The organism is Dyadobacter sp. NIV53, assembly GCF_019711195.1.
GTDB lineage: Bacteria > Bacteroidota > Bacteroidia > Cytophagales > Spirosomataceae > Dyadobacter.
This window is the reverse complement of record NZ_CP081299.1, coordinates 4,465,537-4,492,439: the sequence shown is the minus strand read 5'-3', so window position 1 is coordinate 4,492,439 and position 26,903 is coordinate 4,465,537. Positions and strand designations below refer to the sequence as shown.

The 26,903-nt window shown below is 42.8% G+C and carries 15 protein-coding genes; 13 read left to right on the top strand and 2 right to left on the bottom strand.

Going from position 1 to position 26,903, the window contains the following annotated elements; all coding sequences use genetic code 11:
• The 7 genes from KZC02_RS18415 (at position 1) to KZC02_RS31925 (ending at position 12,020) form a co-directional block, all read left to right on the top strand.
• Positions 1-3,765, top strand: a complete 3,765-nt coding sequence (locus KZC02_RS18415; RefSeq protein WP_221390044.1) for a PVC-type heme-binding CxxCH protein — start codon at positions 1-3, stop codon at positions 3,763-3,765.
• 227 nt (positions 3,766-3,992) lie between these two features.
• Positions 3,993-7,187: a TonB-dependent receptor gene (locus KZC02_RS18410; RefSeq protein WP_221390043.1), complete on the top strand. Its 3,195-nt coding sequence runs from the start codon at positions 3,993-3,995 to the stop codon at positions 7,185-7,187.
• Positions 7,188-7,199: 12 nt separating this feature from the next.
• Positions 7,200-9,086, top strand: a complete 1,887-nt coding sequence (locus tag KZC02_RS18405; protein WP_221390042.1) for a RagB/SusD family nutrient uptake outer membrane protein — start codon at positions 7,200-7,202, stop codon at positions 9,084-9,086.
• 11 nt (positions 9,087-9,097) lie between these two features.
• Positions 9,098-9,793 carry a DUF3823 domain-containing protein gene (locus KZC02_RS18400; protein ID WP_221390041.1) on the top strand — a complete coding sequence of 232 codons (696 nt, stop codon included), beginning with the start codon at positions 9,098-9,100 and terminating at the stop codon, positions 9,791-9,793.
• A gap of 4 nt (positions 9,794-9,797) precedes the next feature.
• Positions 9,798-10,787 (top strand): arabinan endo-1,5-alpha-L-arabinosidase, encoded by a 990-nt coding sequence (locus tag KZC02_RS18395; protein WP_221390040.1) that lies wholly within the window; start codon positions 9,798-9,800, stop codon positions 10,785-10,787.
• A 355-nt stretch (positions 10,788-11,142) separates the two neighbouring features.
• Positions 11,143-11,478 (top strand): hypothetical protein, encoded by a 336-nt coding sequence (locus KZC02_RS31930; RefSeq protein ID WP_229253664.1) that lies wholly within the window; start codon positions 11,143-11,145, stop codon positions 11,476-11,478.
• Entirely contained in the window at positions 11,469-12,020 is a 552-nt protein-coding gene (locus KZC02_RS31925; RefSeq protein WP_229253663.1) for an AraC family transcriptional regulator, read from the top strand. Before KZC02_RS31930 ends, KZC02_RS31925 begins: the two co-directional genes overlap by 10 nt.
• Here the strand turns inward: KZC02_RS31925 and KZC02_RS18385 are convergent.
• Complete coding sequence (locus KZC02_RS18385) at positions 12,017-12,157, bottom strand: hypothetical protein (RefSeq protein ID WP_221390039.1); 141 nt, start codon at positions 12,155-12,157, stop codon at positions 12,017-12,019. The genes KZC02_RS31925 and KZC02_RS18385 overlap by 4 nt on opposite strands.
• Positions 12,158-12,477: 320 nt before the next feature.
• Between KZC02_RS18385 and KZC02_RS18380 the strand changes: the two genes are divergently transcribed.
• Both KZC02_RS18380 and KZC02_RS18375 read left to right on the top strand, forming a co-directional pair.
• Entirely contained in the window at positions 12,478-15,801 is a 3,324-nt protein-coding gene (locus KZC02_RS18380) for a SusC/RagA family TonB-linked outer membrane protein (RefSeq protein WP_221390038.1), read from the top strand.
• A 5-nt stretch (positions 15,802-15,806) separates the two neighbouring features.
• The gene (locus KZC02_RS18375; protein WP_221390037.1) at positions 15,807-17,267 is read left to right on the top strand and encodes a SusD/RagB family nutrient-binding outer membrane lipoprotein; all 1,461 of its coding nucleotides are present in this window, start codon (positions 15,807-15,809) and stop codon (positions 17,265-17,267) included.
• A 230-nt stretch (positions 17,268-17,497) separates the two neighbouring features.
• Here the strand turns inward: KZC02_RS18375 and KZC02_RS18370 are convergent, their stop codons facing one another.
• Positions 17,498-19,306 (bottom strand): M61 family metallopeptidase, encoded by a 1,809-nt coding sequence (locus tag KZC02_RS18370; RefSeq protein ID WP_221390036.1) that lies wholly within the window; start codon positions 19,304-19,306, stop codon positions 17,498-17,500.
• A gap of 210 nt (positions 19,307-19,516) precedes the next feature.
• Between KZC02_RS18370 and KZC02_RS18365 the strand changes: the two genes are divergently transcribed.
• From KZC02_RS18365 to KZC02_RS18355, 4 genes are all read left to right on the top strand, one after another.
• Positions 19,517-23,278 carry a hydantoinase B/oxoprolinase family protein gene (locus KZC02_RS18365; protein ID WP_221390035.1) on the top strand — a complete coding sequence of 1,254 codons (3,762 nt, stop codon included), beginning with the start codon at positions 19,517-19,519 and terminating at the stop codon, positions 23,276-23,278.
• A gap of 516 nt (positions 23,279-23,794) precedes the next feature.
• Positions 23,795-23,923, top strand: a complete 129-nt coding sequence (locus KZC02_RS32525; protein ID WP_255636878.1) for a hypothetical protein — start codon at positions 23,795-23,797, stop codon at positions 23,921-23,923.
• A 163-nt stretch (positions 23,924-24,086) separates the two neighbouring features.
• On the top strand, positions 24,087-25,247 hold the full coding sequence (locus KZC02_RS18360) for an NRAMP family divalent metal transporter (protein WP_229253662.1): 1,161 nt from the start codon (positions 24,087-24,089) through the stop codon (positions 25,245-25,247).
• A 15-nt stretch (positions 25,248-25,262) separates the two neighbouring features.
• The gene (locus KZC02_RS18355; RefSeq protein ID WP_221390034.1) at positions 25,263-26,834 is read left to right on the top strand and encodes a glycoside hydrolase; all 1,572 of its coding nucleotides are present in this window, start codon (positions 25,263-25,265) and stop codon (positions 26,832-26,834) included.
• Positions 26,835-26,903: the final 69 nt, after the last annotated feature.

Genomic DNA, 26,903 nt, shown 5'->3' with positions numbered 1-26,903 from the left:
ATGAAAACTAAAGCATTATCCTTTCTTTTTGGTATTGTCCTGCTGGGATGTGCCTCACAACCGTCTTCTCAGAATGCATCTGTAAAAAGTGTATCTGCAAAAGATGCTACAGCGCCGCGGCGGCTTGAAATCCTTTTTATGGGGGACAAAGTGGGCCATCACAAACCGGCAGAACGTGTTCCTCAGATTATGGCGGCTTTGGGCCCAAAAGGTTTCAACTTCACTTATACCGATGATCTGGAAGATCTTAATCCTGAAACACTGGCCAAATACGACGCCCTGATGCTTTTTGCAAACTGGGATTCGATTGCCCCGCAGCAAGCCAAATCGTTACTGGATTTCGTAGCCAGCGGCAAAGGTTTTATCCCGGTTCATTGCGCTTCTTACTGTTTCCGTAACAACCCGGATGTTGTGAAACTGATGGGCGGACAGTTCTGGCGCCATACCTGGGACACTATTCAGCCAGTATGGGCAAAACCGGATCATCCAGCCATTGCCGGTGTAAAACCATTTAAAACGGTAGATGAAACTTATTTGCACACACTTTTGCAGCCCGACAATATTGTTCTGACGGAGCGTATTGTTCAGGCAGATCAGGAAAAAGACAAACCGGGACGCGCCAATGAGCCATATACCTGGGTTCGTACGCACGGAAAAGGACGTGTTTTTTATACCGCTTACGGACATGACGAACGCACCTGGTCTGTTCCGGGATTTCATGATTTATTGGAAAAAGGAATTCTTTGGGCTGTTAATGACAATGCAAGAAAAGCACTGGCTGGCCTGAACCCGAAACCATTTGAATATCGTGCAGCGGTTCTTCCAAACTACGAACAGCGCCCTGGTGCCCAGGTACAGCAATTACCGCTTTCTCCCGAAGAATCAGTAAAACATATTCAGATCCCGGTTGATTTTACACTGGACGTTTTTGCACACGAGCCGGATGTGATGCACCCGATCGCCATGACCTGGGATGAACGCGGAAGATTGTTCGTATTGATCACGAAGGATTATCCCAACGAACGCAAAGACACAGGCGGAAGTGATTATATCCTGATCTGTGAGGATACCAATAAAGATGGCAAAGCGGACAAATTCACGAAATTTTCAGAAGACCTGAGTATTCCGACCGGGCTTGTTTTTGCTAATGGCGGTATCATTGTTTCCCAGGCACCGCATATGTTGTTTTTGCAGGATACCAATGGTGACGATAAAGCGGATGTGAAGAAAATTCTGTTCAGCGGATTCGGAACGGGTGATACGCACGCCGGCCCTTCCAACTTACATTACGGATTTGATAACTGGATCTATGGTTCAGTAGGCTATTCAGGATTTAAAGGAAAATTTGCTCAAAAAGATTCTCTGGATTTCGGACAGGCTCTTTTCCGTTTTAAACCGGATGGAACTGATATGGAGATCGTAGCCAAAACCTCCAATAATACCTGGGGGCTTGGTTTCAATGAAGCTGGTGATCTTTTTGGTTCTACTGCCAATAATTCACATGGCTGGTACAGCGCCATTCCAAACCGTTATTTTGGAAACAGTAAAGTGGATAACGGCAGCCGTAGTACTGATACGCATAAAGATATGCAGCCAATTACCTCAAAAGTACGTCAGGTGGATGTATTCGGCGGTTTTACAGCGGCAGCAGGTCATAATTTTTATACAGCACGTGCTTATCCAAAAAAATACTGGAACAACGTTGCCTTTGTTTCTGAACCAACGGGCCACATTTTGCACCAGAATGTAATGGCTAAAAAAGGTACAGATTTTGAAGATGTACTAGGATTTAACCTTCTGGCTGGCGCCGACGAATGGGTGGCTCCTGTTTTTGCAGAAGTCGGACCGGACGGCGCCGTTTGGGTTGCCGACTGGTACAGTTATATTATCCAGCATAACCCTACTCCAAAAGGTTCTGAAAATGGAAAAGGAAATGCTTATGATACGCCTTTAAGAGATTTTACCCACGGGCGTTTATACCGTATTGGCTGGAAAAATGCACCGGCTTACACACCGGTTACGTTGAGCAAAGACCGTCCTGATGAACTGGTTGCTACTTTGAAAAACACCAATATGTTATGGAGAAGCCACGCACAAAGACTGCTTGTTGAAAGAGGAAATAAGGACATGGTTCCTAAATTACTGGAATTGGTTAAAGATAAATCGGTTGATGAAATCGGGTTAAATACTGCTGCTATTCATGCTTTATGGACTTTGAAAGGACTTAATGCAATTGAAGACCCGCAGGTTTTGGCTGTTGTTACCGAAGCTTTGAAACACCCCTCCAATGATGTACGTAAAACTGCAGTTCAGGTTTTGCCTCGTACTGACGCCACGGCAAAATCGCTGCTGGCTGTGGATGCATTGCATGATAAAGAGCCTTTGGTTGTTTTGAATTCACTTCTGGCTTTTTCAGAAATCCCTTATACAACGGAAACAGAAACGGCAGTTCTGACATTGCTCGATACTTACTCACAAGCTGATGACCGTTGGATGCCGGATGCTTTTGCAGCTGTCCTGAATGCCCAGAATGGTAAGTTGCTCAATAAATATCTGGCACAAAGAGCAGGTAAAGCAGGCTCCTCAGCCTCAGCCGGAAAACAGGATTCAAAAGCAATGGCAGGTATGGATCATTCTAAAATGAACCATGACAATAATTCTGCGGGTAAAGTTACTGTTCAGGGTTCCGCTGAATTGGCGATTACTAATATTACAATTGATCCGGTTACACCTTATGTACGTGAAAATGCCCGGGTTACGATTGAAATTACCAACCAGGGAAGTGTTGCGGTCCCAAAAGAACTGGTGCCTGTCGTAACGGTCGGTATCAGAAGCCGTTCACTGAATACGAATTATATCAGTAAACAACTTTCCAATGGAATTGCACCTGGTGAAACCATCAAACTGACCGAAGGAAACAACGGCCCATGGAGAAGTGTATTCAATTTTACATCTGATGAAGCCGGAAAAGTAAATGTTACGGCGATTATTGACCAGGATAATGTAGTCCCTGAAAAAGATGACAACAAGAACAATACGCTGACCAAAACTTTTGAAGTGCGCCGTCTGGACCGTTTGTCTGACTTTGCTTTGGAACGCGCAACACGCGGTTATACTTCCTATGCAAAAGGGGATGATGTTGTCAATCTGATCAAAACTGCACAATCACTTGATCCACAGGGACGCAATGCGGTAATGAAGGGCATTCTCGGATCATGGAATCCTAAACGTAAAGAAACAGCGTCCGATGCAAGTAAAACATTATTGGCTTCGGTCAAAAATGACATTCCGGAAGATCTGAGTGCGAAGTTTAATACGTTTTTAGAATCATACGGTATGAAAGACGAAGCACCGGCTGACCCGAATGTACAAATCGTCCAGATCAAAGCGATACGCGAAGAAATGAAGTTTAGCGTAACTGAATTTACAGCTATTGCAGGGAAAACAGTAGAGATTGTATTCGAAAATCCGGATGCCATGCAGCATAATATCGTTGTTGGAAAACCAAAAACAACACCAATCATCGGTGCGGCAGCCGACAAGATGATCACTGCCAAAGATGGTGCAGAGAAAAATTACGTTCCGAATATTCCGCAGATTATCGCTGCAACGCCGTTGGTAAATCCCGGACAGACTTACCGCCTGAGATTTGTGGTTCCTGATGTAGTTGGTGATTATCCGTTCGTATGTACTTTCCCGGGCCACTGGAGACTGATGACAGGGGTAATGAAAGTTGTGAAAGAGCAGGCAGTCTTATCTAAATAAATGGCCTATGAAAACAATCAGATAATATAAATTCAAACCGCATTATTCAGGAAATCTGACCTAATCTGTGCTCAGATTTCCTGAATCAATTTATTCTTAAAAAAACGGGTAGCAATTAACCGTTGCTGTCAGCCTATACTCATTCGTCAATTAAAATATAACTATATCAACAATAAATAAAATTAAATAAACAAATAATTACTCACATCTAACTTAATCTAAATTATATGACGCTAATTAGACGAAACTCCTTTCAGGGGCTTCACAAACCTCTTTGTGCCCTGATTGTTTCAGGGATGCTCTGGCCCGGGGAAATTATTGCGGCTTCCACGAACGTCGAAACGCCTGTAATTAAGCACCTTACATCTATTGACAAAACACTAACCGGGAAAATTGTTGATGAGAAAAACACACCTTTACCGGGAGTAAGTGTAATTGTAAAAGGAACGTCTACGGGAACGACCACAGGTGCGGACGGAAATTTTACCTTAACCGTAAATGATGCAGCCGAAACCCTGACTTTTTCATTTATCGGGTATACTTCACAGGATGCGGCCATTGGTAATAAGTCTGCTTTCAATATCACACTTGTACCCAGCAGTGAGGAACTGACAGAGGTTGTGGTTGTGGGATATGGTACACAGTCGGCAGCAACAGTAACAGGTGCCGTAAGTAATGTGCAGGCAAAAGACCTTGTTCGTACGCCCGCTATAGGTACTTCTGATGCACTGGTTGGGCGGGTTCAGGGAATTACAGCCCGTAAAGCAGACGCGCGACCCGGTGCTTCCACTACCATCCAGATCCGAAACCTGGGCACACCGCTTTACGTCATTGACGGAGTTCCTTCGGATGCAGCGAATTTTAATAACCTTGGACAGAATGACATTGAAAGCATTTCTATTCTGAAAGATGCTTCTGCGGCTATTTATGGTCTTAGGGCTGCCAACGGCGTGGTGCTTGTTACTACCAAAAGAGGAAAAGCAGGCGATGGCCCGGCAAGAATTAATATCTCAGGATATTATGGTCTTCAGAATTTCACACGTTATCCGAAACCGGCGAACGCTTATCAGCACATGCGCGGACTGGTTGAATCGGATGTAAACCAGGGACGTACTCCTTCCATTACACCCGAAGAACTGGCAAAATGGAAAGCGGGAACAGAAAAGGGATATCAGAGTTTCAATTATTATAAAATGGTCATGCGGCCCAATGTGCCTCAGTATTATGCGAATGCCAACGTATCAGGCGGAACCGAAAAGGTCAATTATTTCCTGTCAGTTGGCCATCTGAACCAGGATGCGCTGATCAAGGATTATAATTTCAAACGTACCAATATCCAGGCCAACATTGAGTCCAATGTAACCAAAAGGCTGAAAGTCGGGGCACAGATCAGTGCACGTATAGAAGACCGGTTCCAGACTGGTGTTCCTGGATTGGACGATTATTTCAACCCGTTTCTGAGTATTTTCACAATGTGGCCTACCGAGCGCCCGTATGCGAATGATAATCCCAAATACATTAACCAGACCCACAATGTAAACGTAAATCCCGCTACTTACAAGAAGGAGATCACGGGTACGATCAGTGAGATTAACCGTGTTTTTAAAGGCAATTTTTACGCAGAATATGATTTTGCTTTTGGCCTGAAAGCGAAAGGAACCTATTCATACAGCTATAACAATTTCGATTTTGATGGTTTCGAATATACTTATAATGCTTACAAGTATGATGAAGCAACAGATACTTACAATGTAGTAGCAGGAGGTGGAAACCAGAATCCATGGCGTGAACGCAGGAAACGTAATATTGTTGACCGCTTCGCACAATTCCAGCTTAATTACAATAAGTCATTGGGCGATCATGAAATTTCAGCCGTTGCAGCTTATGAGCAATCGGATAATGTCAATACCTACATGGTTGTTCATACCGTTCCGCCAAACAACTACATTCCGCTCATGTCATTTGCCAATCAGGATTTGCTGATTGATGAATGGAGTACAGAAGCAAGAGCCGGATATATTGGCCGTGTTAATTACAATTACAAACAGAAATATCTGATTGAAGGTGTAGGCCGCTACGATGGATCTTTCCTTTACGCAGCCGGTAAAAGGTTTGGATTTTTCCCTGGTTTTTCTGGTGGCTGGAGGATTTCGGAAGAAGATTTCTTTAAAGGGAAACTCGAAAAAGTATTCAGCAACCTTAAAATCCGTGCTTCTTACGGACGTACAGGTAGTGACCGGCTTGCGGATGATAACTTTCTTGTTGCCCCGTTCAGTTATTTACCGGGTTACAACTTTCTTCAGGGAAGTGCTATTTTCAACGGAACCTATAACATTGGTGTAAGGCCAAGAGGTTTACCTATTACTACCCTATCCTGGATCACCAATATCTCTACAAACTTCGGTATTGATTTTGGGCTTTTGGGAGGCAAATTAAACGGCCAGTTTGATATTTTTGAACGCAAAAGAGAAGGTCTTCCGGCTGCCCGTTATGATGTCCTTTTACCATCCGAAGTAGGTTATACTTTACCAAACGAAAACCTGAACAGCGATACGCATCGCGGGCTCGAAGGGGTATTGACCTACAAAAGTTCGGTCGGGCAAGTTGATTATACTGTGAGTGCGAATGCAACGCTTTCCCGCCGCAGGGACCTTGATTTTTATAAACCGCGCTTTGGAAATTCCTATAACGAATACCGAGATTCATTTGTAGACCGCTGGGGAAATATCAACTGGGGCTATCAGGTAGTTGGCCAGTTTCAGTCACAGCAGGAAATTGAAGGCCACACGGTAAACAATGACGGACAGGGAAACAGGACACAATTACCGGGTGACTTTATCTACAAAGATGTAAACAACGACGGCATTATCAACAATCTTGATGAACGCCCGATCGGTTATGCAGAAGGAGCCAATCCCTATCTGAGTTTTGCATTGAACAGCAGTGTTTCTTATAAAGGTTTTTCATTGTTTTTTGATTTTGCAGGAGCATCTCTTCAAAGCTGGCAGCGCAATTTTGAAATGAAAATACCTTACCAGAACAATGGTACTTCCCCAGAATATATACTGGAAGACCGCTGGCATCGTGAAGATCCTTTCGATCCAACAAGCGAATGGGTCCCGGGAACTTATCCTGCCATTCGTAAAGACAATTCCAGCCATGCCAATTTCCGTAAAAGTGATTTCTGGATTACCAACGTACGGTATATCAGGCTGCGAAACCTTGAACTGGGCTATAATTTTGACCAGAAAGTCTTCAAAAAAATCGGCAGCAACGGATTACGTATCTACGTCAACGCTAGTAACCTGTTCTCCATCGACAATGTGAAAAAGTATAATATCGATCCTGAAATCTCTTCGGGCAGTGCGTTGGTTTATCCGCAGCAGCGACTGTTTAATGCAGGTTTTAACATCACTTTCTAATTCTAATAAGCTATGCCACGATTATCAAAACATATTATCTTAATCTTCACCATCCTGGTATTGTCCGGATGCGCCGAAGACTGGCTTGACAGAAAGCCTCAGAACATTATCCTGGAAGACCAGATCTGGAACGACTCCAAGCTGATCACCGGATTGCTGGCCAATTATTATGACCGCCTGCCCTATCATGTCGACTTAAACCATGGTTCCACAACCACTGCAACGGCCCCAATCAAAGAAGGCTGGCAGGATTTTGCAGCCTATGACGAGGCCATGTGGTCCAACAATGACGATGCCAGAAATAACATTGTCGCTTATGGTTTTGAGCGCTGGAGATATTGGGATTATGGCCTGGTAAGGGATATAAACCTTGCACTCGAAAACATAGAAAAATTCGGAACTTCTCTTTCTGCAACCGAAAAAAGTCAGTTTTCAGCTGAATTACGCTTTTTAAGAGCTTTCGTTTATTTTGAACTGGCGAAAAGAATGGGTGGTGTACCATTGGTGACCAAGCAGCTTATTTATGATTATAACGGCGATCCGTCTTATCTTCAGCAGCCACGTAACAAGGAAGAAGAAGTGTATGACTTCATTGCATCTGAACTGGATGCCATCAAAGATCAGCTTGGCAATGGTGTCAGCAATACGCGTGCAAATAAATATACGGCTATGGCGCTCAAAAGCCGGGCGATGTTATACGCCGGATCTATCGCCAAATACAACAGCAGATTATCATCTCCTATTGCAACTGCGGGAGGTGAAGTGGGTATTCCGGCTTCAAGAGCTGCCGATTATTATGCAAAATCCCTCGCTGCTTCTGAGGAAATTATTAACAGCGGCGTTTACCAGCTTTATAAAACAAATCCGAATTTGGGGGAAAACTTTTATGATGCTATTACGAAGAAATCAGCCAATCCGGAAGTGATCCTGGCCCAGGATTTCCTGGTAAGCAAAGACAAGAGACATGGTTTTACTTATGACAATGTTGCGCGGAATGTGAGAGAAGACAATCTTTCATCTTCATCAATTACGCCTTCGCTGAATCTGGTGGAAGATTACGAATATCTGGACGGAACTTCCGGTGAGCTGAAAACAAGAAATACCGGCAATACCGACTATATCTACTACACCAATCCGCAGGATATTTTTGCCAATAAAGATGCACGTTTGTACGGAACGATCATTTATCCGGGAACTTCATTTCGGGGAATACCGGTACAGATACAGGCAGGTGTGAAGGTCTGGAATGCAACTTCGGGCACTTACCAGAATGTGGAATCCAATGTTTTAGGTTCTACTTATGATGACGGCAAATTACTCACCGGTTCTTCCGGTCCGCAGCGCTCACAAACGGAAGTAACCAATTCAGGTTTTTATCTGAGAAAATATGTGGATCAGACAGCCATGTCGAGTACACGCGGAATTCGCAGTGATATGTGGTGGGTCCGGTTCCGTCTGGGAGAGATTTACCTGAATGCGAGTGAAGCAGCACTAGAACTGGCCAAAACGGCGGACGCATTAAAGTATGTAAATGTAGTACGGGAAAGAGCAGGTTTTGGAGCAGGCAGCCTTAAAACACTTACGATCCAGCGCCTGCAGAATGAACGCCGGGTAGAACTTGCTTTCGAAGACCACCGAGTGTGGGATTTGAAACGCTGGCGGATTGCACATGAAGTATGGAATGGAAATACATCTAATCCGGATGCCATGATCTATGCATTATACCCATATCGCGTTGTACGTCCGGGCCATGAGTCAAACGGCAAATATGTGTTTGATAAATTGGTTGCGCCACGTTTCAGGGCTCCGCGTTTCTTCCAGATGGGTAATTATTATTCGTCCATTGAGCAGCTTGTGATCGATAATAACCCCAAAATTGTCCGTAATCCTTTTCATTAATTATAGAAATCATGAAAACGAAATATAATATAAACATCCCGTTGCTTTTCCTCGCAATGGCTTTTTCAATCACATTTTTGTCCTGCGAAAAAGACAACCGGGTTGAGCCCAAATCTGTTTTAAAAGGCCGGGTTATCTATGACGGACAAGCAGTAGGCGTCAGATCCAATGGCGTGCAGCTGGAAATATGGCAGCGCGGTTATCAGTTATTTACCAAAATTCCGGTTTATATCAATCAGGACGGAACATTTTCTGCTTCGCTGTTTGACGGAAACTACAAGCTGGTCCGTCTTCGCGGGAACGGGCCATGGGTCGATAATACCGATACGATTGAGGTGGAATTACGCGGGACAAAAGAACTGGATGTTCCTGTAAAACCTTATTTTGTGTTTAAAAACGATGTTTATTCCAAAGGAGAAGGTAAGGTTTCTGCCACTTTTAATTTACAGCAGACCGACACAACGCGTACATTGGAAAGAGTCAATTTATATGTTGGAACTACCTCAATTCTGGATCCTAATAATAATGCAGTGAATGTGGAACAACTCGCAGCAACCATCACCGACTTGTCAAAACCAATCACACTGACCACAACTTTGCCCGCAGCATTAGCCGGCCGTGATTATGTGTTTGCCAGAATAGGCGTAAAAACTTCCGGAATCGGTGAAATGTTATTTGGGGCAACTCAAAAAATCCAACTGAAGTAAATTGATGGTAAAGCACATTGCTTGTCTGATCATTTTCATCCTGAGTGCCGGAATTTCCGGTGCTCAGGATTCTTTACAAACAAATATTCCTGTTCATGATCCTGTGATGATCAGGCAAGACGGGATTTACTATTTGTTTGCAACCGGACGTGGGATCAGTGCCTGGTCTTCCAAGGATATGAAAAACTGGAAGCGTGAAAAACCCGTTTTCAATTCTCCTCCCGAATGGGCCGTAAAAGCAGTTCCGGGTTTTAAAGGGCACATCTGGGCACCGGACATTTCGTATTTCAATGGTCTCTATTATCTGTATTATTCAATCTCGACTTTTGGGAAAAACCGGTCCTGTATCGGGCTTGCCACGAACAAAACGCTGGATCCAGATCATCCGGATTATGAATGGAAAGATCATGGCAAAGTAATTGAATCCGTTCCGGGCAGAGATGAATGGAATGCCATTGATCCCAATTTTATTTTAGACGATGGCCAAAAACCCTGGCTTGCTTTCGGCTCGTTCTGGAACGGGCTCAAACTGGTTAAATTGAGTGAAGATGCAAAATCTATTGCCACAGATTTGCAGGAATGGCATACAATTGCCAGTGTTCCCCGAAACGGAACCAGTGCCGATTCACTGGCTGGAAACGGAGCTATTGAAGCGCCGTTTATTTTTAAAAGAAACACATATTATTACCTTTTTGCTTCCTACGATTATTGCTGCAAAGGCGAAAAAAGTACATATAAAATGCGTGTAGGCCGTTCACAGAAACTTACAGGGCCCTATGTGGATAAGGAAAACAAACCTATGACCAAAGGCGGTGGAACTTTGTTAATGCATGGTGATGCGAACTGGTACGGAGTCGGCCATAATGCCGTTTGCACATTTGACGGAAAAGATTACCTGATTTTCCATGGCTATGATGCACATGACAAAGGCCGTTCCAAATTACGTGTTGAAGAACTGAACTGGGATGAAGATGGCTGGCCGGAGGTAAATTAATTATTACTGCCGATCCATTCTTTCATTTCACTCATACCTGCTCATGAGTTGCAGTTCTGCCCTATTAAATATCTTCCTCTGCACGGTTTATAGATTGCACCATTTCCGAACTTAGTCTATAAGGAACACTTTCTCCGTCCTGAAGGTTAGAAATAATAACTTCAAGCTCTGCCAGAAAGGATTCATCTTCTATCTGACATATTTTATTTATAATTCTATCTTTGATTTACATGGGTGTTTTTACAATTAGATAAAGATACCCTTTTATTTTTATCTAAAGTATGCCATATTAAGCGTACCAATGTAAAGATTTAATTCGGTACCGCTTGCAGATTAAACTCATTTTAAAGTTCGCATGAAAGTTGTACAATTCACTATTCCCGTTCCTAAAGAGAGCACAATTGTGGTTCAGGAGGATATTCTGCCTCATTACTACAATCATTTGCACAGGCACCGTGAAGTACAGATCGAATGGGTTGTTGAAGGTTCCGGTATGTTGCTCGCCGGCAATTATATGCAGCGTTTTGAAGCCGGCGACGTTTACATTATTGGCGCAAATCAATCCCATATCTTTAAGAGTGATGAAGCCTATTTCAACCCAGAAGAAAAAAGCAGATCCATTCTATTTCTGTCTTTTTCGATCCCAATCATCTATCCGCAAATATCCTTAGTCTGCCCGAAATGGCTGTAATCAGAAAATTTGTAGACGGGCTTCATAATGGTTTCCAGATTCCTGAATCTTCTGCCGAAATTATAAAAAAAACGATTACCGGAATACGGCAAAGTACCGAAAGCCTGCGTGTAGCGGCATTTATTACATTGCTGCATCAGTTTTCTACGATCAGTAACATGCAGCCGCTCGCTACCAACAACAGCGAACAGATTATTTCGGATGTTGAAGGAATTCGGATGGACCAGATTTTTCAATATCTGGTAACGAATTACAAAAACCACATTTCCCTGGCAGAGATATCAGGTATTGCCAGTCTTACGCCGCAGGCATTTTGCCGGTATTTTAAAAAACATACGGATAAAACCTTCGTTAGTTTTCTGAATGAAGTACGCGTAAATGAAGCCTGTAAAATGATCGTTTCGGGCAAATTTGATAGTTTTTCGGATGTATCCTACCAAACCGGCTTTGATAATGTTACCAATTTCAACAGGGTTTTTAAAAAATCAATTGGTAAATCTCCCCGCGAATATCAAAAAGATTTCTTTGAGAAAATCCTCTAACCCGCTCTTTCCCCGTCCATAAATAACAACCATTCTTTACGGATTTTCATCAGAAGCCAGTTTACATAAAAAGACCAGATCGTTGCCGGAAGGCTTCTGACCTGGTTTTTTTGTTTTGCAAAACGTATAATTTCCAATAATTACGGCGCCTGCACAGGTAATTAGACATCATTCAACGTATTAATTTGCCCTTTCTCAAAAATTCCATATAAAACACTGCATAATACATATTATACAAAATTTACTTTAAGACAAAGTTAATATCGGTAAACTATTCAGCAATTCTTACGAAGAATTTGCTCTATGTGAAAAGTAACTTTACAAATCAGATTTCCATAATCCTTATTTGACTAATCAGTACATCTAACCTTATTCTATATGGAAATAGCTAGCAAAAAAAAGATTTCCCGCTCCACAAAAAATTGAACCCAAATTTTCACAACCTAACTATTTTAATATGAACAAACCTATCTTAATTATGACAATGCGCGCCCTTCTGGTCACGTTCATTGCATTTTTTTGCCTTCCGGCAGCATTTACTGCCAGGGCAGAAAGCGTAAAGCCGTTTTCGAAAATGGCCGACATCGAAATTTCCGGAGTAATTACTTCCAAAGAAGATGGCAGTCCGCTACCGGGGGCATCAGTAATTGTAAAAGGCGGAGCCAACAACGGTACCACTACCGACGGGGAAGGCAGATTTAAATTAACCGCAGCCGAAAACAGTACGCTGATCATTAGTTTTATCGGTTATCTGTCGCAGGAAACAGAAGTTGCCGGAAATGGAGTTATCAACATTGCGCTGGTAGCCGACAGCAGGATTCTGAATGAAGTGGTTGTAACTGCTTTGGGTGTTACCAGAGAGAAAAAATCATTGGGTTATGCAATTCAGGAAGTGAAGGGCAGTGACCTTATTAAAAGTAACGAACAAAATGTACTGAATTCACTTTCCGGAAAAGTTGCCGGGGTGCAGATCACCGCAGGAAGCGGTGCAATTGGATCGGGTTCGAGGATCGTTTTACGCGGCAATAACTCATTTGGAAATAACCAGCCGCTATTTGTTGTAGACGGAGTTCCGGTTAGTAATTTTTCTACCAATACAACTTCCGGCGGCGGAGTAGATTATGGTAATGCCATTGCAGAAGTTGATCCGAACAATATCGCATCTATGTCGGTGCTAAAAGGTGCCAATGCGGCTGCCTTATATGGTTACCAGGCTGCAAATGGTGTTATCCTGATCACGACTAAAAATGGTAAAGGTGCAGGAAAAGGCACTTCAATCAGTTATTCCGGTGGTTTCTCTTATGAAAAACCTTATATCCTGCCAAAATACCAGAACCAATACGGACAAGGCGTATATGGCGAAGAGTATATGTGGAAAAAGAAAAACGATGGCTCTACGTACCAGGATTACGCTACTTCAACAGGCTTCTCTTATCTTGACGGGTTGGGCAATGGTATCAACGACGGAGTTGATGAAAGCTGGGGGCCAAGACTGGACGCTGGCCTGTTGATTCCACAATACAACAGCCCGATCGATGCAAACGGTAACCGTACTGCAACGCCATGGGTTTCAAATCCTAACAACGTAAAGGATTTTTTCCAGACAGGTTATACGATTGACAATTCTGTCGCAGTTTCTTCCAGTTCTGAAAATGGTGATACGAGATTATCTTTTGGTCAGCAGAAACAGATTGGTACCATACCAAATACAGATCAGAAACGGTATACAATCCAGCTGAATACCACCCAGAATTTAACAAAAAGATTAAAAACAAATGCACTGGTAAACTACGTACGTACTGCCAATGACAACCTGGTTGGACAAGGATATCATGCCAATAACCCGATGCAATCAATTGGAGGATGGTTTGGCCGTCAGGTTGACATGAAGGATCTTAAAGAACATTACGGAGAGACTTTCGCAAACGGAATGCCTTATAACTGGAACAATAACTTCCACGACAATCCTTATTTCAATGTAAATAACAACACGCATTCACGTTATAAAGACCGTGTTTTCGGTAACGTAAGTGCTACTTACCGTTTCCATGAGTGGTTTAGCGCAATGGCAAGAATTGGTACTGACTGGTCCGCTGAGCAACGCAAGGAAATTACGCACAATAAATCCAACGAAACGCTGACCAGCATGGCCGACAAAACATGGGGTGGCGGAAAATTCACTGAATCGAAGTATAATATCAATGAAATCAACGCTGACCTCATTTTGACCGGTCATGGCAGTATCGCAAAAGACCTTACACTGAGCTATACAGCGGGAGCCAACTATCGTAATTATTCCTACAATTACAGCTCACTTGGTGCTTCCCAGCTTACTGTGCCGGATCTGTTCAATATCAGCAATGCCAAAGGAAGCCCTACAACGGCAATGACAACCAATAAGTTAAGAACAAACAGTGTTTACGGACAAGCATCTCTGGGATATAAAGATTATCTGTACCTGGATGTAACTGCACGTAATGACTGGAGTTCTACATTGCCAAAAGGTAACTGGTCGTATTTTTATCCATCGGCTAGTTTGAGCTGGGTTTTTACCAATGTAATTCCTGTTAACCCGGATATCCTGAGTTTTGGTAAACTGCGCGCCAGCTGGGCAAGTGTTGGAAATGGCGGCAGCCCTTACCAGCTGCAATCGTCTTACAATGCCAATGCAACCGCTTTTGACGGGGTAACACTTTATAGTATTTCAAGCACTTTGCCTCCGCTTAACCTGAAACCTGAAAAAGCAAAAAGTACGGAAGTTGGTCTGGAACTGCAATTCCTGAACCGCCGTATCGGACTGGATGCAACGTATTACAACAAAATCACAACCAACCAGATTATGCAGGTGAATATTTCCGGAGCATCGGGATATAGCACCATGCAGCTGAATGCAGGAGAAATCCAGAACAAAGGAATTGAACTGCAATTGAACGCTGGTATCATCCGGAATCCGGGTGGGTTCAACTGGGATATCAATTTCAACTGGGCCAAAAACAAAAGTATGGTGAACTCGCTGTACGAAGATCCTACAACCGGCCAGAAACTGGAAGCTTACACAATTACTTCGGTTTGGGGACTTACAGTGGATGCTGTTCCGGGACAGGCTTATGGTGTGATGAGAGGTGCTTCTTTTGCAAGAGATGCTTCAACGGGAGCGATCATTATCGGAAGCAACGGTTTGCCAACTTACAATTCAACACCAACGGCAGTAGGCAATGTCATGCCTGACTGGGTTGGAGGTGTTACCAACAATTTCACCTACAAGAATTTCAATTTCAGCTTCCTGCTGGATATGAGAAAAGGCGGGGATGTATTCAGCGTAACGCAATGGTTTGGTATGCAGTCTGGTGTGACAGCCGCAACAGTTGAAGGCGGAATTCGTGAAAACGGGCTTATCGTTGGACAGGATGTATTGAAAGACGAAAAAGTTACGATGGCTGACGGTTCGCCTAACACGATCCGGGTTGGTGCAAGAGATTATTTCCAAAGCCTTTGGGGTGGAAGAGAAACGGCAATCGTTGACGGAAGTTTTGTAAAGCTCCGCCAGATCGAATTCGGTTATCAGCTGCCTTCTTCTTTTACATTAAAATATCCATGGCTTAAAGGAGCTGGTATTTCCCTGTTTGCACGCAACATAGCTTTATTGTATACCGACAAAAGTAATGAAGCGAACATAGACCCGGAAACAGGTTTTGGTGTAGGAAATGACGGGTTGGGTATCGAACAATACCAGATCCCTTCCAACAGAAGCATTGGTGTAAAATTAAATCTGAAATTCTGATAATTATGAAAAATATAAAATCCTGCTTACTGATCATTCTTCTGCTGGTATTTACGGGACAAGCCTGTACCAGTGATTTTGAAGAAATAAATACAAACCCGAACAGTCCCGTTGAAGCACCTATTACCAACGTGCTGGGTTATGTGCTGGAAGATTTCGCGTTCTATTATTTCGGGCCGCTCGGAGATATGAGCGAGCCTTCCACTTACAGCGGACAGCTGGGAAAATTACAATATATTGATGACGCAAAGTATGTATTTACTTCTACCAACATCAATACGTTATGGACTGTTGTTTACCGTGACCTGAAAAATGCCCAGGCTATTATTGACCAGGCCGATAAAACAGGTTCTGCGAACATGAAAGCGGTGGGGCTTACCTTGCAGGCTTATATTTTGCAGGTAGCGACAGACCGCTGGAGGGATATTCCGTTTTCGGAAGCATTCAAAGGTGACGCGGGTTACATCACGCCTAAATATGATACACAGGAAACGATTTATCCGGCCATCATTGCACAGTTGAAAACCGCAGCGGATCTTTTTGCAGCCGGTGGAACTGATGTTTTGGGAGACGGCGACCTGCTTTATGGAGGAGACGTAAAAAAATGGCAGAAATTCTGTAATTCTCTTCGTTTGAGGGTTGCTATTCGTATATCCAATGTAAGCCCGGCTACTGCTCAGCCGATTATTGAAGAAATCGCTTCTTCGGCTACGACTTATCCGGTCTTGGCCAGTAACGCCGACAATGCACTGCTTAACTGGCCGGGATCAAGTCCGTATATTGAACCGTGGAACAGCAACTTTATGACACGCGACGATCATGGCCCAAGTAATACGCTGATTAATAAACTGAAAGAACTGGCTGATCCGAGAATATCGGTTTATGCCAAACCAGCACCAAGTGACGGTGAATACAGAGGTGTTGAAGTTGGCCCTCCTACTTCTCCGATCATTTCTCTATATTCCCGTGTTGGCGTAAAGTTCCGTGAAGATGCTACCGGATTTTCTCCTTTCATGCGATACAGCGAAATACTTTTCATCATGGCAGAAGCCGCTCAAAAAGGATGGAATGTAGGTGGAAGCACTGCCGAAACTTTATACAAAGCTGCTGTAACCGCTTCGCTGAATGAAAACGGCATTGCGGATGCAACGGTTATCAGCACTTACCTGGCAGGTTCAGGCGTAAAATGGGATAACACCACCAATAAATTGTACACGCAAAAATGGCTGTCGCTGTTTAAAAACGGGCAGGAAGCCTGGGCTGAATCAAGACGTACAGATGTACCTTTATTACCCGCGGCAACCGGTTCTCCATTTACAGGTCATACGCGTCCGCCATTCCGCTACCCTTATCCACCAACAGAAACTACGCTTAACTCAGGAAACAGCGCATCGTTCATCGCTGAAATCACTGACAATTTCTGGGGAAAGAAAATGTGGTGGGACACACGCACGGGGGTTCAGTAATTGTTAATGGTTAATGGTTAAGGCCATCGCCAATGGATTAATTCTTAATGTAAAAAAGAGACTGTATCGGGTTTTCACCTGGAATACAGTCTCTTTTTTATGTTTTAAACAAATGGTTCAAACAAATTCTAATTCAAAGCACTTATCTTACTTAAATCACCGATAGTCAATTAATAAGAATTAAATTCCCAATTCAAAAGCATTAACAATTAATCCTTAACCATTAATAATTAAAATAACTTCCCCCAGTCTTTCAATATTGCTGCCTGCAATTTGTCAGGTTTTTCAATTGGCCTGATGTCGAAAGAACGGTCTGATTTTGTTCCCAGAACTATGTGAACAGTATGTTTGGTATCTTTTTTCAAGACATTTAAAACCACTTTATCACCTGCTTTTTTATCAGGAATAATATTGGCTGTATTCTTATCCGTTGCTCCTGCTCCGTCTATATCCAGAACAACATTTCCTCTGCGTACTCCGGCTTTCCATGCCGGAGAATTCCAGTCAACAGAAGTTACGATCAGGCTGTCGTTTTGCAGTTTGCTGTTAATTCCTGAATACGCACCGGATACTATTTTAGGTGTTGTATCTATTTCCAGCCCTGCATAATTGAAATATTTGGTGTAATCCAGCTCCTTTGTTGTGTATACATAATGAAAAATCTCGTCAAGTGTAGTACCGGCTATTTTTTCACTGACCCTTCTGAATTCTGATTCAGTAAACCCGCGTTTTTGTTTTTGGTAAAATTCCTGGTATAACGTACGCATTACATCATCAAGTGATTTCTTATTTTTCGTTTCATGCCTGATCTTGAAATCAAGGAGCATCCCGACAATCGGGCCTTTTTCGTAATAGGAAATGGTTTTGTTAAATTCGTCTGCTTTCCTGCCATTCGGGCCGTCAGACCAGGTTTCAGCACTGGCCTGGGCAAGCGATTGGTATAATCTTCCGGGTTGTGTTTCAAAAGATAGTGCAAGAGTTTTAAACGCATTCAGAAGCTGTTCCTGTGTCATCAGTCCGGCACGGTTCAGGATCAACGGTTCATAATACACACTGATTCCTTCGGATACCCAAAGCATATTTGTTTTGCTTCCCTGATCGTAATTAAACGGCCCAAGTTCTATCGGACGGATACGTTTTACATTGTAATGATGGAAATATTCATGCGTAATAAAGCTCAGAACGCGCATACGTGCGGCAGGTACTTTTAATCTCGCACCATCAAAAGTGATGGTTGTAGAATTAAGATGTTCGATACCTCCGCCACCCGGCCCGATTGCCAGAAATGTATATTGTTTGTATGGAATATCACCGATTATATTGGAAGCTGCTTCAACGATTTTTTTCAGGTCAGCCATGAACCGGACTTTATCAAAATCACCCATTTTGTATCCGATAAAACGATGCGGAATTCCCTTTACTTCAAAGGCAGGCAGTTCTTCAAGATTGCCGATCAGAATTGGACTATCATACAGAATATCAAAATCCGGAGCAGTATAAGTATAGCTTTTACCGGCAACGGAATCAAGCCCGGTTGCTGCGTTTTTCCATTTTTCGAACGGTTTCACAACCACTTCGGCTGGTCTTTTAATTTCATTATCCAGATGAAAAAATACCCCGGCAGGAATAATATAACCATGTTCTTCGTCCAGATAACTGGTACCAACAAATTGCTTCGTCGTTTTTACATCATATTCGATTTTCAAAACAGATGCTTTCCCCTTTGAAATATGCCATGCATTTTTGCCTTTCTTTTCAAATTTAAGCGTATTGCCTGCTTCATCTTTGGCATCAAAATTCCCAACGGCATCAGCAAAATCCATGATCTGGTAATATCCCGGTGACCAGGCAGGCATTTTTAAAGTTGCAGTTTCATGAACTCCTACTTTACATTCCATCATCACATGAAAAGTATGGTTTGCAGGATTTTCCATGCTTACTATAAAATGTACAGGCTCCTGGTTTTGGGCAAATGCAGTAAGGGATTTAAATAAAAGTATAATAATGAAAAGCCATTGGTAAAAAGCGTTTCTCTTCATAATTGAGAATTAAAATAGTAGTGGTTTATGGATTGAAATTAAGTTCATTCACGCAAGGCAAAGAAGCTATAAGCAAAGTTCGCAAAATCTTCGCGCTCTTTGCTTAAAACTTCCCCTTCTTTGCGTGAAACTGTGCTCTTATTACTGGTTTTATACATTATACACAGTAATTTGGCAATCAAATAACTTTTTTGCGCTAAACTCCTAAACTTGAATACTTCAAATAAACCAGTCTGGAAAATCAGTATTGATACCGGAGGAACATTTACGGACTGCCTTGCTATTGATCCTGCCGGGAATTTAACGAGAGTAAAAGTACTTAGCTCCTCACGGTTACGGGGAAGAATTATTGGCAAAACTGCTCCTTTCACATACAAATTTGAGTCGCCCTGGAAATATGAAAGTGGATTGTTGGAGGGTTATAATTTTCGAATTGGAAACATGGAGCAGCCAGCTTCACTAGCATCAATCGATTACAATTCTGAGTTATTAACTATTGATATTGATTTACCATTTTACAAAAATTCAGATTTTGAACTTTCAAGCGGTGAAGAAGCTCCTGTTCTTGCAGCCCGACTTTTAACCAAAACCCCATTAAAGAACGCGCTTCCTCCGATAGAAATGCGGTTAGGAACGACCAAGGGAACAAACGCACTTTTAGAGAGAAAAGGAGCGAAAACTTTACTTGTTGTTACCAAAGGATTTAAGGATTTACTGTACATCGGTAATCAGCAAAGACCTTCTCTTTTCCAGCTCAATATTCCTGAACCAAGGTTGCTGTACACCGATGTTCTGGAAATTGATGAGCGACTCGACGCAAATGGTCAGGTAATAAGCGAATTAAACATTTCAGATTTGCCTGCAACGTATAAAACCGATTTCGAGTCAGTTGCCATTTCCCTACTGCATTCTTACCAAAATGCTGTGCATGAAAAGGCGCTGGGATCTTCTTTTAAGGAAAATGGATTTAAATACATCTCATCGTCGGCCAGTCTATTTCCTTTTTCTCATTACCTGAGAAGAACGCAAACGGCGGTTGTCAATGCTTATCTTGATCCGGTTTTGGATGTTTATCTGAAAAACATTAAACATTCACTTGGCTCCGGAAGCCTGAAAATTATGACAAGTACAGGAAGCCTTTCTGAACTGGTCGGATTTCGCGCAAAGGACAGTTTACTAAGCGGTCCGGCAGGTGGAATGGTTGCAGCGGCTAATACGGCACGGAATTTGGGTTTTCCAAAAGCACTGACTTTTGATATGGGCGGCACAAGTACCGATGTTGCCCGGATCGACGGTGAACCGGAATTAAAATATATCACTGAAATCGACGGCATTGAATTTCATAATCCGACGCTGGCAATTGAAACAGTTGCCGCTGGCGGCGGTTCTGTTTGCTGGTTCGATGGTTTCACTTTGCAGGTTGGTCCCGAAAGTGCAGGTGCATCACCCGGTCCGGCATGTTATGGAGCAGGCGGACCGTTGACGATTACGGACGTAAATCTTCTTTTGGGTAAACTGGATTCCGGCAAATTCGGTATTCCGATACGAATGGATGCGGCTGTTGAAGCGCTGGAAAACCTTCGTGATTCTATTCTTTCACAAACGGAGAATCAATTATCTCAACAGGAAATCCTGCTGGGACTTGAAAGGATTACCAATGAAAAAATGGCCGATGCAATTCGAAAAATTTCGGTCGAAAAAGGCATCAATCCGAGTGAATACGCATTAATCACTTTCGGTGGTGCAGGCGGATTACATAGTTGCCAATTGGCAGATTTGCTCGAAATTGATAAAGTTATTATTCCATACGACGCCGGTCTTTTTAGCGCCGTTGGTATTGGCCAGGCCTTGGTCAGCACCATTGTTTCAAAACAAATATTACTTCCCTGGACAGAAGCTGAGAACCAAATTGAATTATGGAAAAGTGAATTGATTGTTGATGCTGAAAAAGAACTGGCTAAGCAAGGAATTACCAATTATGAGGTTTCATTTTGCTCCGTTTTCTTACGTTTTGCAGGTCAGGAAAATACCATTGAAATTCCCTACCATAAGGGAGAAACAATTGATCAATTCAAAATAACCTATATTTCCCAATTCGGCTATTATCCTGAAAATTTAAATATCGAACTGGAAAGTATCAAGCTGAAAGTTCAGGAAAACACAGTAAGAAACGTTTCTCAGGAACTCATTCAAACTGGTAACCCGGCGAAGGCATTGCGAGAGGTGCAATCTAAATTTGGCACGAACCACGAAGGTAATTTGACGAAGCTGTATGAATGGGATCTTCTGTCGCGTGCTGACGAAGTGACGGGTCCAGCTATCTTGCTAAACAATACTTCCACTGCATATATTCCCGAAGGCTGGAAACTGGTAATTCAGGAAAACAAAGATGCAATTGTTTTTAAAACGGCAACAAACAAGATCACTGCAACAGAACATAGCGAAGAAATCGCTTTGCAATTATTCACGAATCGCTTCAAATCCATAGCGGACGAAATGGGCGTTCAATTACAACGAACTGCTTTTTCGGTTAATGTGAAAGAGAGACTGGATTTTTCATGCGCTTTGCTGGATTCAGAAGGTGAACTTTTGGTAAATGCGCAACATATTCCTGTGCACCTGGGAAGTGTGGGCATTTGCGGAAGGCTGGTCAGAGATGTGATTAATATTGGCCCGGGAGATGTGATTATCACCAATCATCCGAAATATGGAGGCTCGCATTTGCCGGATATTACGCTCATCTCAGGTGTTTTTACTGATAAAAATGAATGTGTAGGATATGTTATAAACCGTGCGCATCATGCTGAAATCGGAGGAAAAACGCCAGGATCAATGCCGCCGGATGCAACTTGTCTGGCCGAGGAAGGTGTCGTTATCTTACCTCAATATTTGGTTAAGAGTGGCGTATTTCAATGGGAAACGATCAGACAGCTTTTCACTTCCGGCCTCTATCCAACTCGTAACTTTCTTTTAAATGAAGCAGATATTATCGCTGCCTTGTCTGCACTTCGCAAAGGAAGCCAGCAGTTGCTGAAACTGATCGACATTCATGGTTTATCCACGGTAAAAAAATATATGCACTTGTTAAAAGCAAGTGCTATTTCTCAGCTCGAAAATACGTTGTCGCCATTGAACGGAAAAACCTTCGAAGCCACAGAATATCTGGACGATGATCATCGGATCCAGGTTAAAATTTCTATTGATACAAATAAACAAATTTTCGATTTTACAGGAACATCTTCCGTTCATCCAAACAACCTGAATGCCAATATTTCCATTCTTTACAGCGCTATTTTATATGTTTTAAGATTACTCGTAAACAAGGAAATTCCTTTGAACGATGGGTTGATGAAAAACGTAGAAATCATATTGCCCGATAACAGTTTTCTTCATCCCAACTTTTCTGACAACCCTTTACTGTGCCCGGCCGTAGTCGGTGGAAATACAGAAGTAAGCCAACGACTGGTAGATACTTTACTAAAAGCATTCAAACTTGCAGCTTGCAGCCAGGGAACGATGAATAACTTCCTTTTTGGAAACAAAAATTTCGGTTACTACGAAACAATAGGAGGCGGTGTCGGAGCCGGGCCAGGATTCCACGGAAGATCTGCCGTTCACCAGCATATGACCAATACACGCATCACTGATCCGGAACAATTGGAACGCAAATATCCGGTAAGGTTACTGGAATTCGGGATCCGAAAAGGTTCAGGCGGCAAAGGGAAATTCAATGGCGGAGATGGCATTGTGCGAAAAATACAGTTCCTCGAACCACTGCAAGTAACATTATTAGGCCAGCATCGTAAGTATGCTCCATATGGATTGGATGGTGGGGATGATGGAAAATGCGGAGAACACACTATGGTTTCAGGTGGTGTAACCTCAAAATTGTCTGGAATTGTAAGCCTCGAAGTGGCGAGCGGAGATATTCTAACAATAAAAACGCCTGGCGGCGGTGGGTTTGGAAAATAGAGAAAATATTATGAACGGGAAGAATTACACAGAGTTTCACAGAGAAAAAAAGAGTTACACAGAGTTAAAAATTATTTCTCTGTGCCCCTCATCCTTTCTCTGTGCATCTCTGTGTAACCTCGAAATTACCAGGTATCGTGAGCCTTGAAGTGGGAAGTGTAGATATTCTAACAATAAAAACGCCTGGCGGCGGTGGCCATGGAAAATTGAGAAAATATTATTAACGGGAAGAATTACACAGAGTTTCTCAGAGAAAAAAAGAGTTACACAGAGTTAAAATTATTTCTCTGTCCCCTCATCCTTTCTCCGTGCATCTCTGTGTAACCTCGAAATTACCAGGTATCGTGAGCCGCGAAGTGGGAAGTGTAGATATTCTAACAATAAAAACGCCTGGCGGCGGTGGCCATGGAAAATTGAGAAAATATTATTAACGGGAAGAATTACACAGAGTTTCTCAGAGAAAAAAAAGAGTTACACAGAGTTAAAATTATTTCTCTGTCCCCTCATCCTTTCTCCGTGCATCTCTGTGTAACCTCGAAATTACCAGGTATCGTGAGCCGCGAAGTGGGAAGTGTAGATATTCTAACAATAAAAACGCCTGGCGGCGGTGGCGTTGGGAAAATAGAGAAAATTGAATTATTATGACGGAACAATAGGTTACACGGAGAGCCACAGAGTAAAAAAGAGAACCACAGAGTTAATTTCAGTATCCTAAACTCAGGAACGAATCGGAGTTAATTTTCTATTTCTCTGTGGCTCTCTGATTTTCTCCGTGGTTCTCTGTGTAACCTTAAACCCTAACCAAGCAGTGGCAAACAAATCCTCCAATACCCTTCTCGGGGCTGCATTTTTGATGGCTACTTCTGCCGTGGGGCCGGGGTTTCTTACGCAGACTACCGTTTTTACCGAGCAACTCACTACCAGTTTCGGCTTTATCATCCTAATCTCCGTGGTCATCGACCTGTGCGTTCAGTTTAATATCTGGCAGATTATCACCGTTTCCGGAAAACGTGCGCAAGATCTTGCAAATGAACTCTTTCCTGGCCTTGGCTATCTGCTTGCGTTTCTGATTGTGGTTGGAGGTCTGGCTTTCAATATCGGCAATGTGGCCGGAGCAGGGCTGGGAATTGAAGCTATGACTGGGATTCCTGTCAATATTGGGGCGATCGGAAGTGCGGCTATGGCCATTGCTATTTTCCTGTTTAAGGAAGCAGGAAAAGCCATGGATAGTTTTTCTAAAGTACTGGGCTTGCTCATGATCGGTCTCATTCTCTATGTTGCTTTCACTTCTCATCCACCATTCCTGGCTGCCATTCACCATACTTTTTTACCCGAAAAATTTGACCCAATTGCAACGCTCACACTTGTCGGAGGAACCGTTGGTGGATACATATCATTTGCCGGAGCACATCGTTTGCTCGATTCGGGCGTCAAAGGCGAAAGCTCTTTACCAGAAGTCAATCGGAGTGCTTCGACCGGAATTTTGGTCACCGCCGTCATTCGCTATTTGCTTTTTCTGGCAACGTTAGGAATCATTCTTACAGGCGTCAGTATCAACCCTGAAAACCCGACAGCCTCCGTCTTTGAAAATGCAGCCGGTACATTTGGCAGACAAATGTTTGGGCTCATGATCTGGTGTGCGGCGATTACATCTGTGGTCGGAGCCGCATATACTTCCATATCATTTCTCAGATCTTTCCACCCGTTTCTGGAAAAATATCACACATATCTAACGATCGTTTTCATATTCATTTCCACACTTATTTTCCTTTTGGTAGGTAAACCGGTGAAGGTTTTGATTTTTGTAGGAACGCTCAACGGTTTCGTGTTACCCATCGCATTGGCCATTTTATTGGTGGCCAGCCGAAAAGCCAGGTTGGTCGGAACGTACAAACACCCGTTATTACTTCAAATCGCCGGATGGATTGTGGTCGCAGTCCTGATAGCGATGGGAGCCAAATTATTCTAAAAATCAGATTCCATTATGTTTAAGTTTTTTTCATTCTGTTTGTTCATTACGGCTTCTACCATTGCTTTTGGACAAAATGCAGAACCATTAATTGTTAAAATTGACGCAAAAAATAAGGCACAAAGAATTGACAACTTTGGAGCAGCCGGTGCATGGTTTTCGGAAGGTATTGGCAAACATTGGCCAACTCAAAACCGCGAGCAAATGGCTGAGTGGCTTTTTAGCAAGGAAATCGATAAAACGGGTAATCCGAAAGGAATTGGTTTATCAGCCTGGCGATTTAATATTGGCGGCGGCACCGCTGAACAGGGTGATAGCAGTAAAATCACCGATTTTCGTAAACGTGTGGAAAGCTTTTTGAAACCCGACGGAACTTACGACTGGACCAAGCAATCCGGCTACTTGTGGTTTACCAAAAAAGCAAAGGAATATGGTGTCGAAAATCTGATCGCTTTCTCCAATACACCTCCTGTTCAATTCACAAAAAATGGGTTGGGATATAAAACGGAGAAGGATTATGTATCGAATCTGAAACAGGACAAGTACGCAGATTATGCAAAATTTTTGGCAACTGTTTTAGATCATTTTGACAAAGAAGGCCTTCATTTTAAATACATTAGTCCGGTTAATGAGCCGCAATGGGATTGGTCGCACGCCGATGGAAAAGCCAAACAAGAAGGAAGTCCGTGGAAAAATGAAGAAGTAGCCAAGGTTGTTACCGCTCTCGACAGCGCATTGACCAAAACAAATTCAACTTCAAAAATCCTGATTACAGAAGCCGGACAACTTGATTATTTGTATGCCAAAACAGGACTGGCAAGTAAACAGACTCAATCATTTTTCAACAAGAACAGTCCATTACAATTGACGAAACTGAAACACCTTCCGGCGCTTATCGGCGGTCATAGCTATTTTACGGATAAGGGTGATAGCAGCCGAATCGCAATCCGGCAACATGTGGCGGACACCACCAAAAAGTACGGCGTAGAATTCTGGCAAACGGAATATTCCATGCTTGCTGATGGTTATAAAGAAGGAAAAACTAGGAAAATCCCGGCAATCGATTGCGCTTTGTTTTTGTCCAAAGTGATTCATGACGATCTTGTATACGGAAACGCATCAGCCTGGCAACTCTGGAATAGCTGGGAACCCGGAAGTGCAGATTTTGATACACGTTATTACGTCATTGCGCTAAATCCAACAAATAAAGAATACACAGACGGCACGATAACGGCTACCAAAAATCTTTGGGCACTCGGACATTACAGCCGATTCATACGACCTGGAATGAACCGATTGAATGTGGACAGAAACGATAAGCTAACACCTGTACAAATCGCTCAGGATGTGATGGTAACTGCTTATATGAATGACAAACAGCTTGTTTTGGTAGCTATCAATTACACTACTGAAAACCGTATCTTTAAACCCATTATAAGTAATTTTAAGTTCGCAAATGAATTCGACGAATACCTGACCACGGCAGACAAAGACGTCAACATGAAATTCATAAAAGGCAAAAACCTGGAAGCGGGAAGCGTTCTTCCTGCCAGATCAATCAAAACATTAGTTTTAACCAAACAATAAATCGCGAAAGCCAACAGCGGTACGCCGGTCCGGCCAATCGCTAACAGCTGACAGCTAACAGCAAAAAAA

Excerpts from the sequence above, each read along its gene's own strand:
- KZC02_RS18415 (WP_221390044.1), top strand. The coding sequence starts at position 1 with ATGAAAACTAAAGCATTATCCTTTCTTTTTGGTATTGTCCTGCTGGGA.
- KZC02_RS18410 (WP_221390043.1), top strand. The coding sequence starts at position 3,993 with ATGACGCTAATTAGACGAAACTCCTTTCAGGGGCTTCACAAACCTCTT.
- KZC02_RS18405 (WP_221390042.1), top strand. The coding sequence starts at position 7,200 with ATGCCACGATTATCAAAACATATTATCTTAATCTTCACCATCCTGGTA.
- KZC02_RS18400 (WP_221390041.1), top strand. The coding sequence starts at position 9,098 with ATGAAAACGAAATATAATATAAACATCCCGTTGCTTTTCCTCGCAATG.
- KZC02_RS18395 (WP_221390040.1), top strand. The coding sequence starts at position 9,798 with ATGGTAAAGCACATTGCTTGTCTGATCATTTTCATCCTGAGTGCCGGA.
- KZC02_RS31930 (WP_229253664.1), top strand. The coding sequence starts at position 11,143 with ATGAAAGTTGTACAATTCACTATTCCCGTTCCTAAAGAGAGCACAATT.
- KZC02_RS31925 (WP_229253663.1), top strand. The coding sequence starts at position 11,469 with ATGGCTGTAATCAGAAAATTTGTAGACGGGCTTCATAATGGTTTCCAG.
- KZC02_RS18380 (WP_221390038.1), top strand. The coding sequence starts at position 12,478 with ATGAACAAACCTATCTTAATTATGACAATGCGCGCCCTTCTGGTCACG.
- KZC02_RS18375 (WP_221390037.1), top strand. The coding sequence starts at position 15,807 with ATGAAAAATATAAAATCCTGCTTACTGATCATTCTTCTGCTGGTATTT.
- KZC02_RS18370 (WP_221390036.1), bottom strand. The coding sequence starts at position 19,306 with ATGAAGAGAAACGCTTTTTACCAATGGCTTTTCATTATTATACTTTTA.
- KZC02_RS18355 (WP_221390034.1), top strand. The coding sequence starts at position 25,263 with ATGTTTAAGTTTTTTTCATTCTGTTTGTTCATTACGGCTTCTACCATT.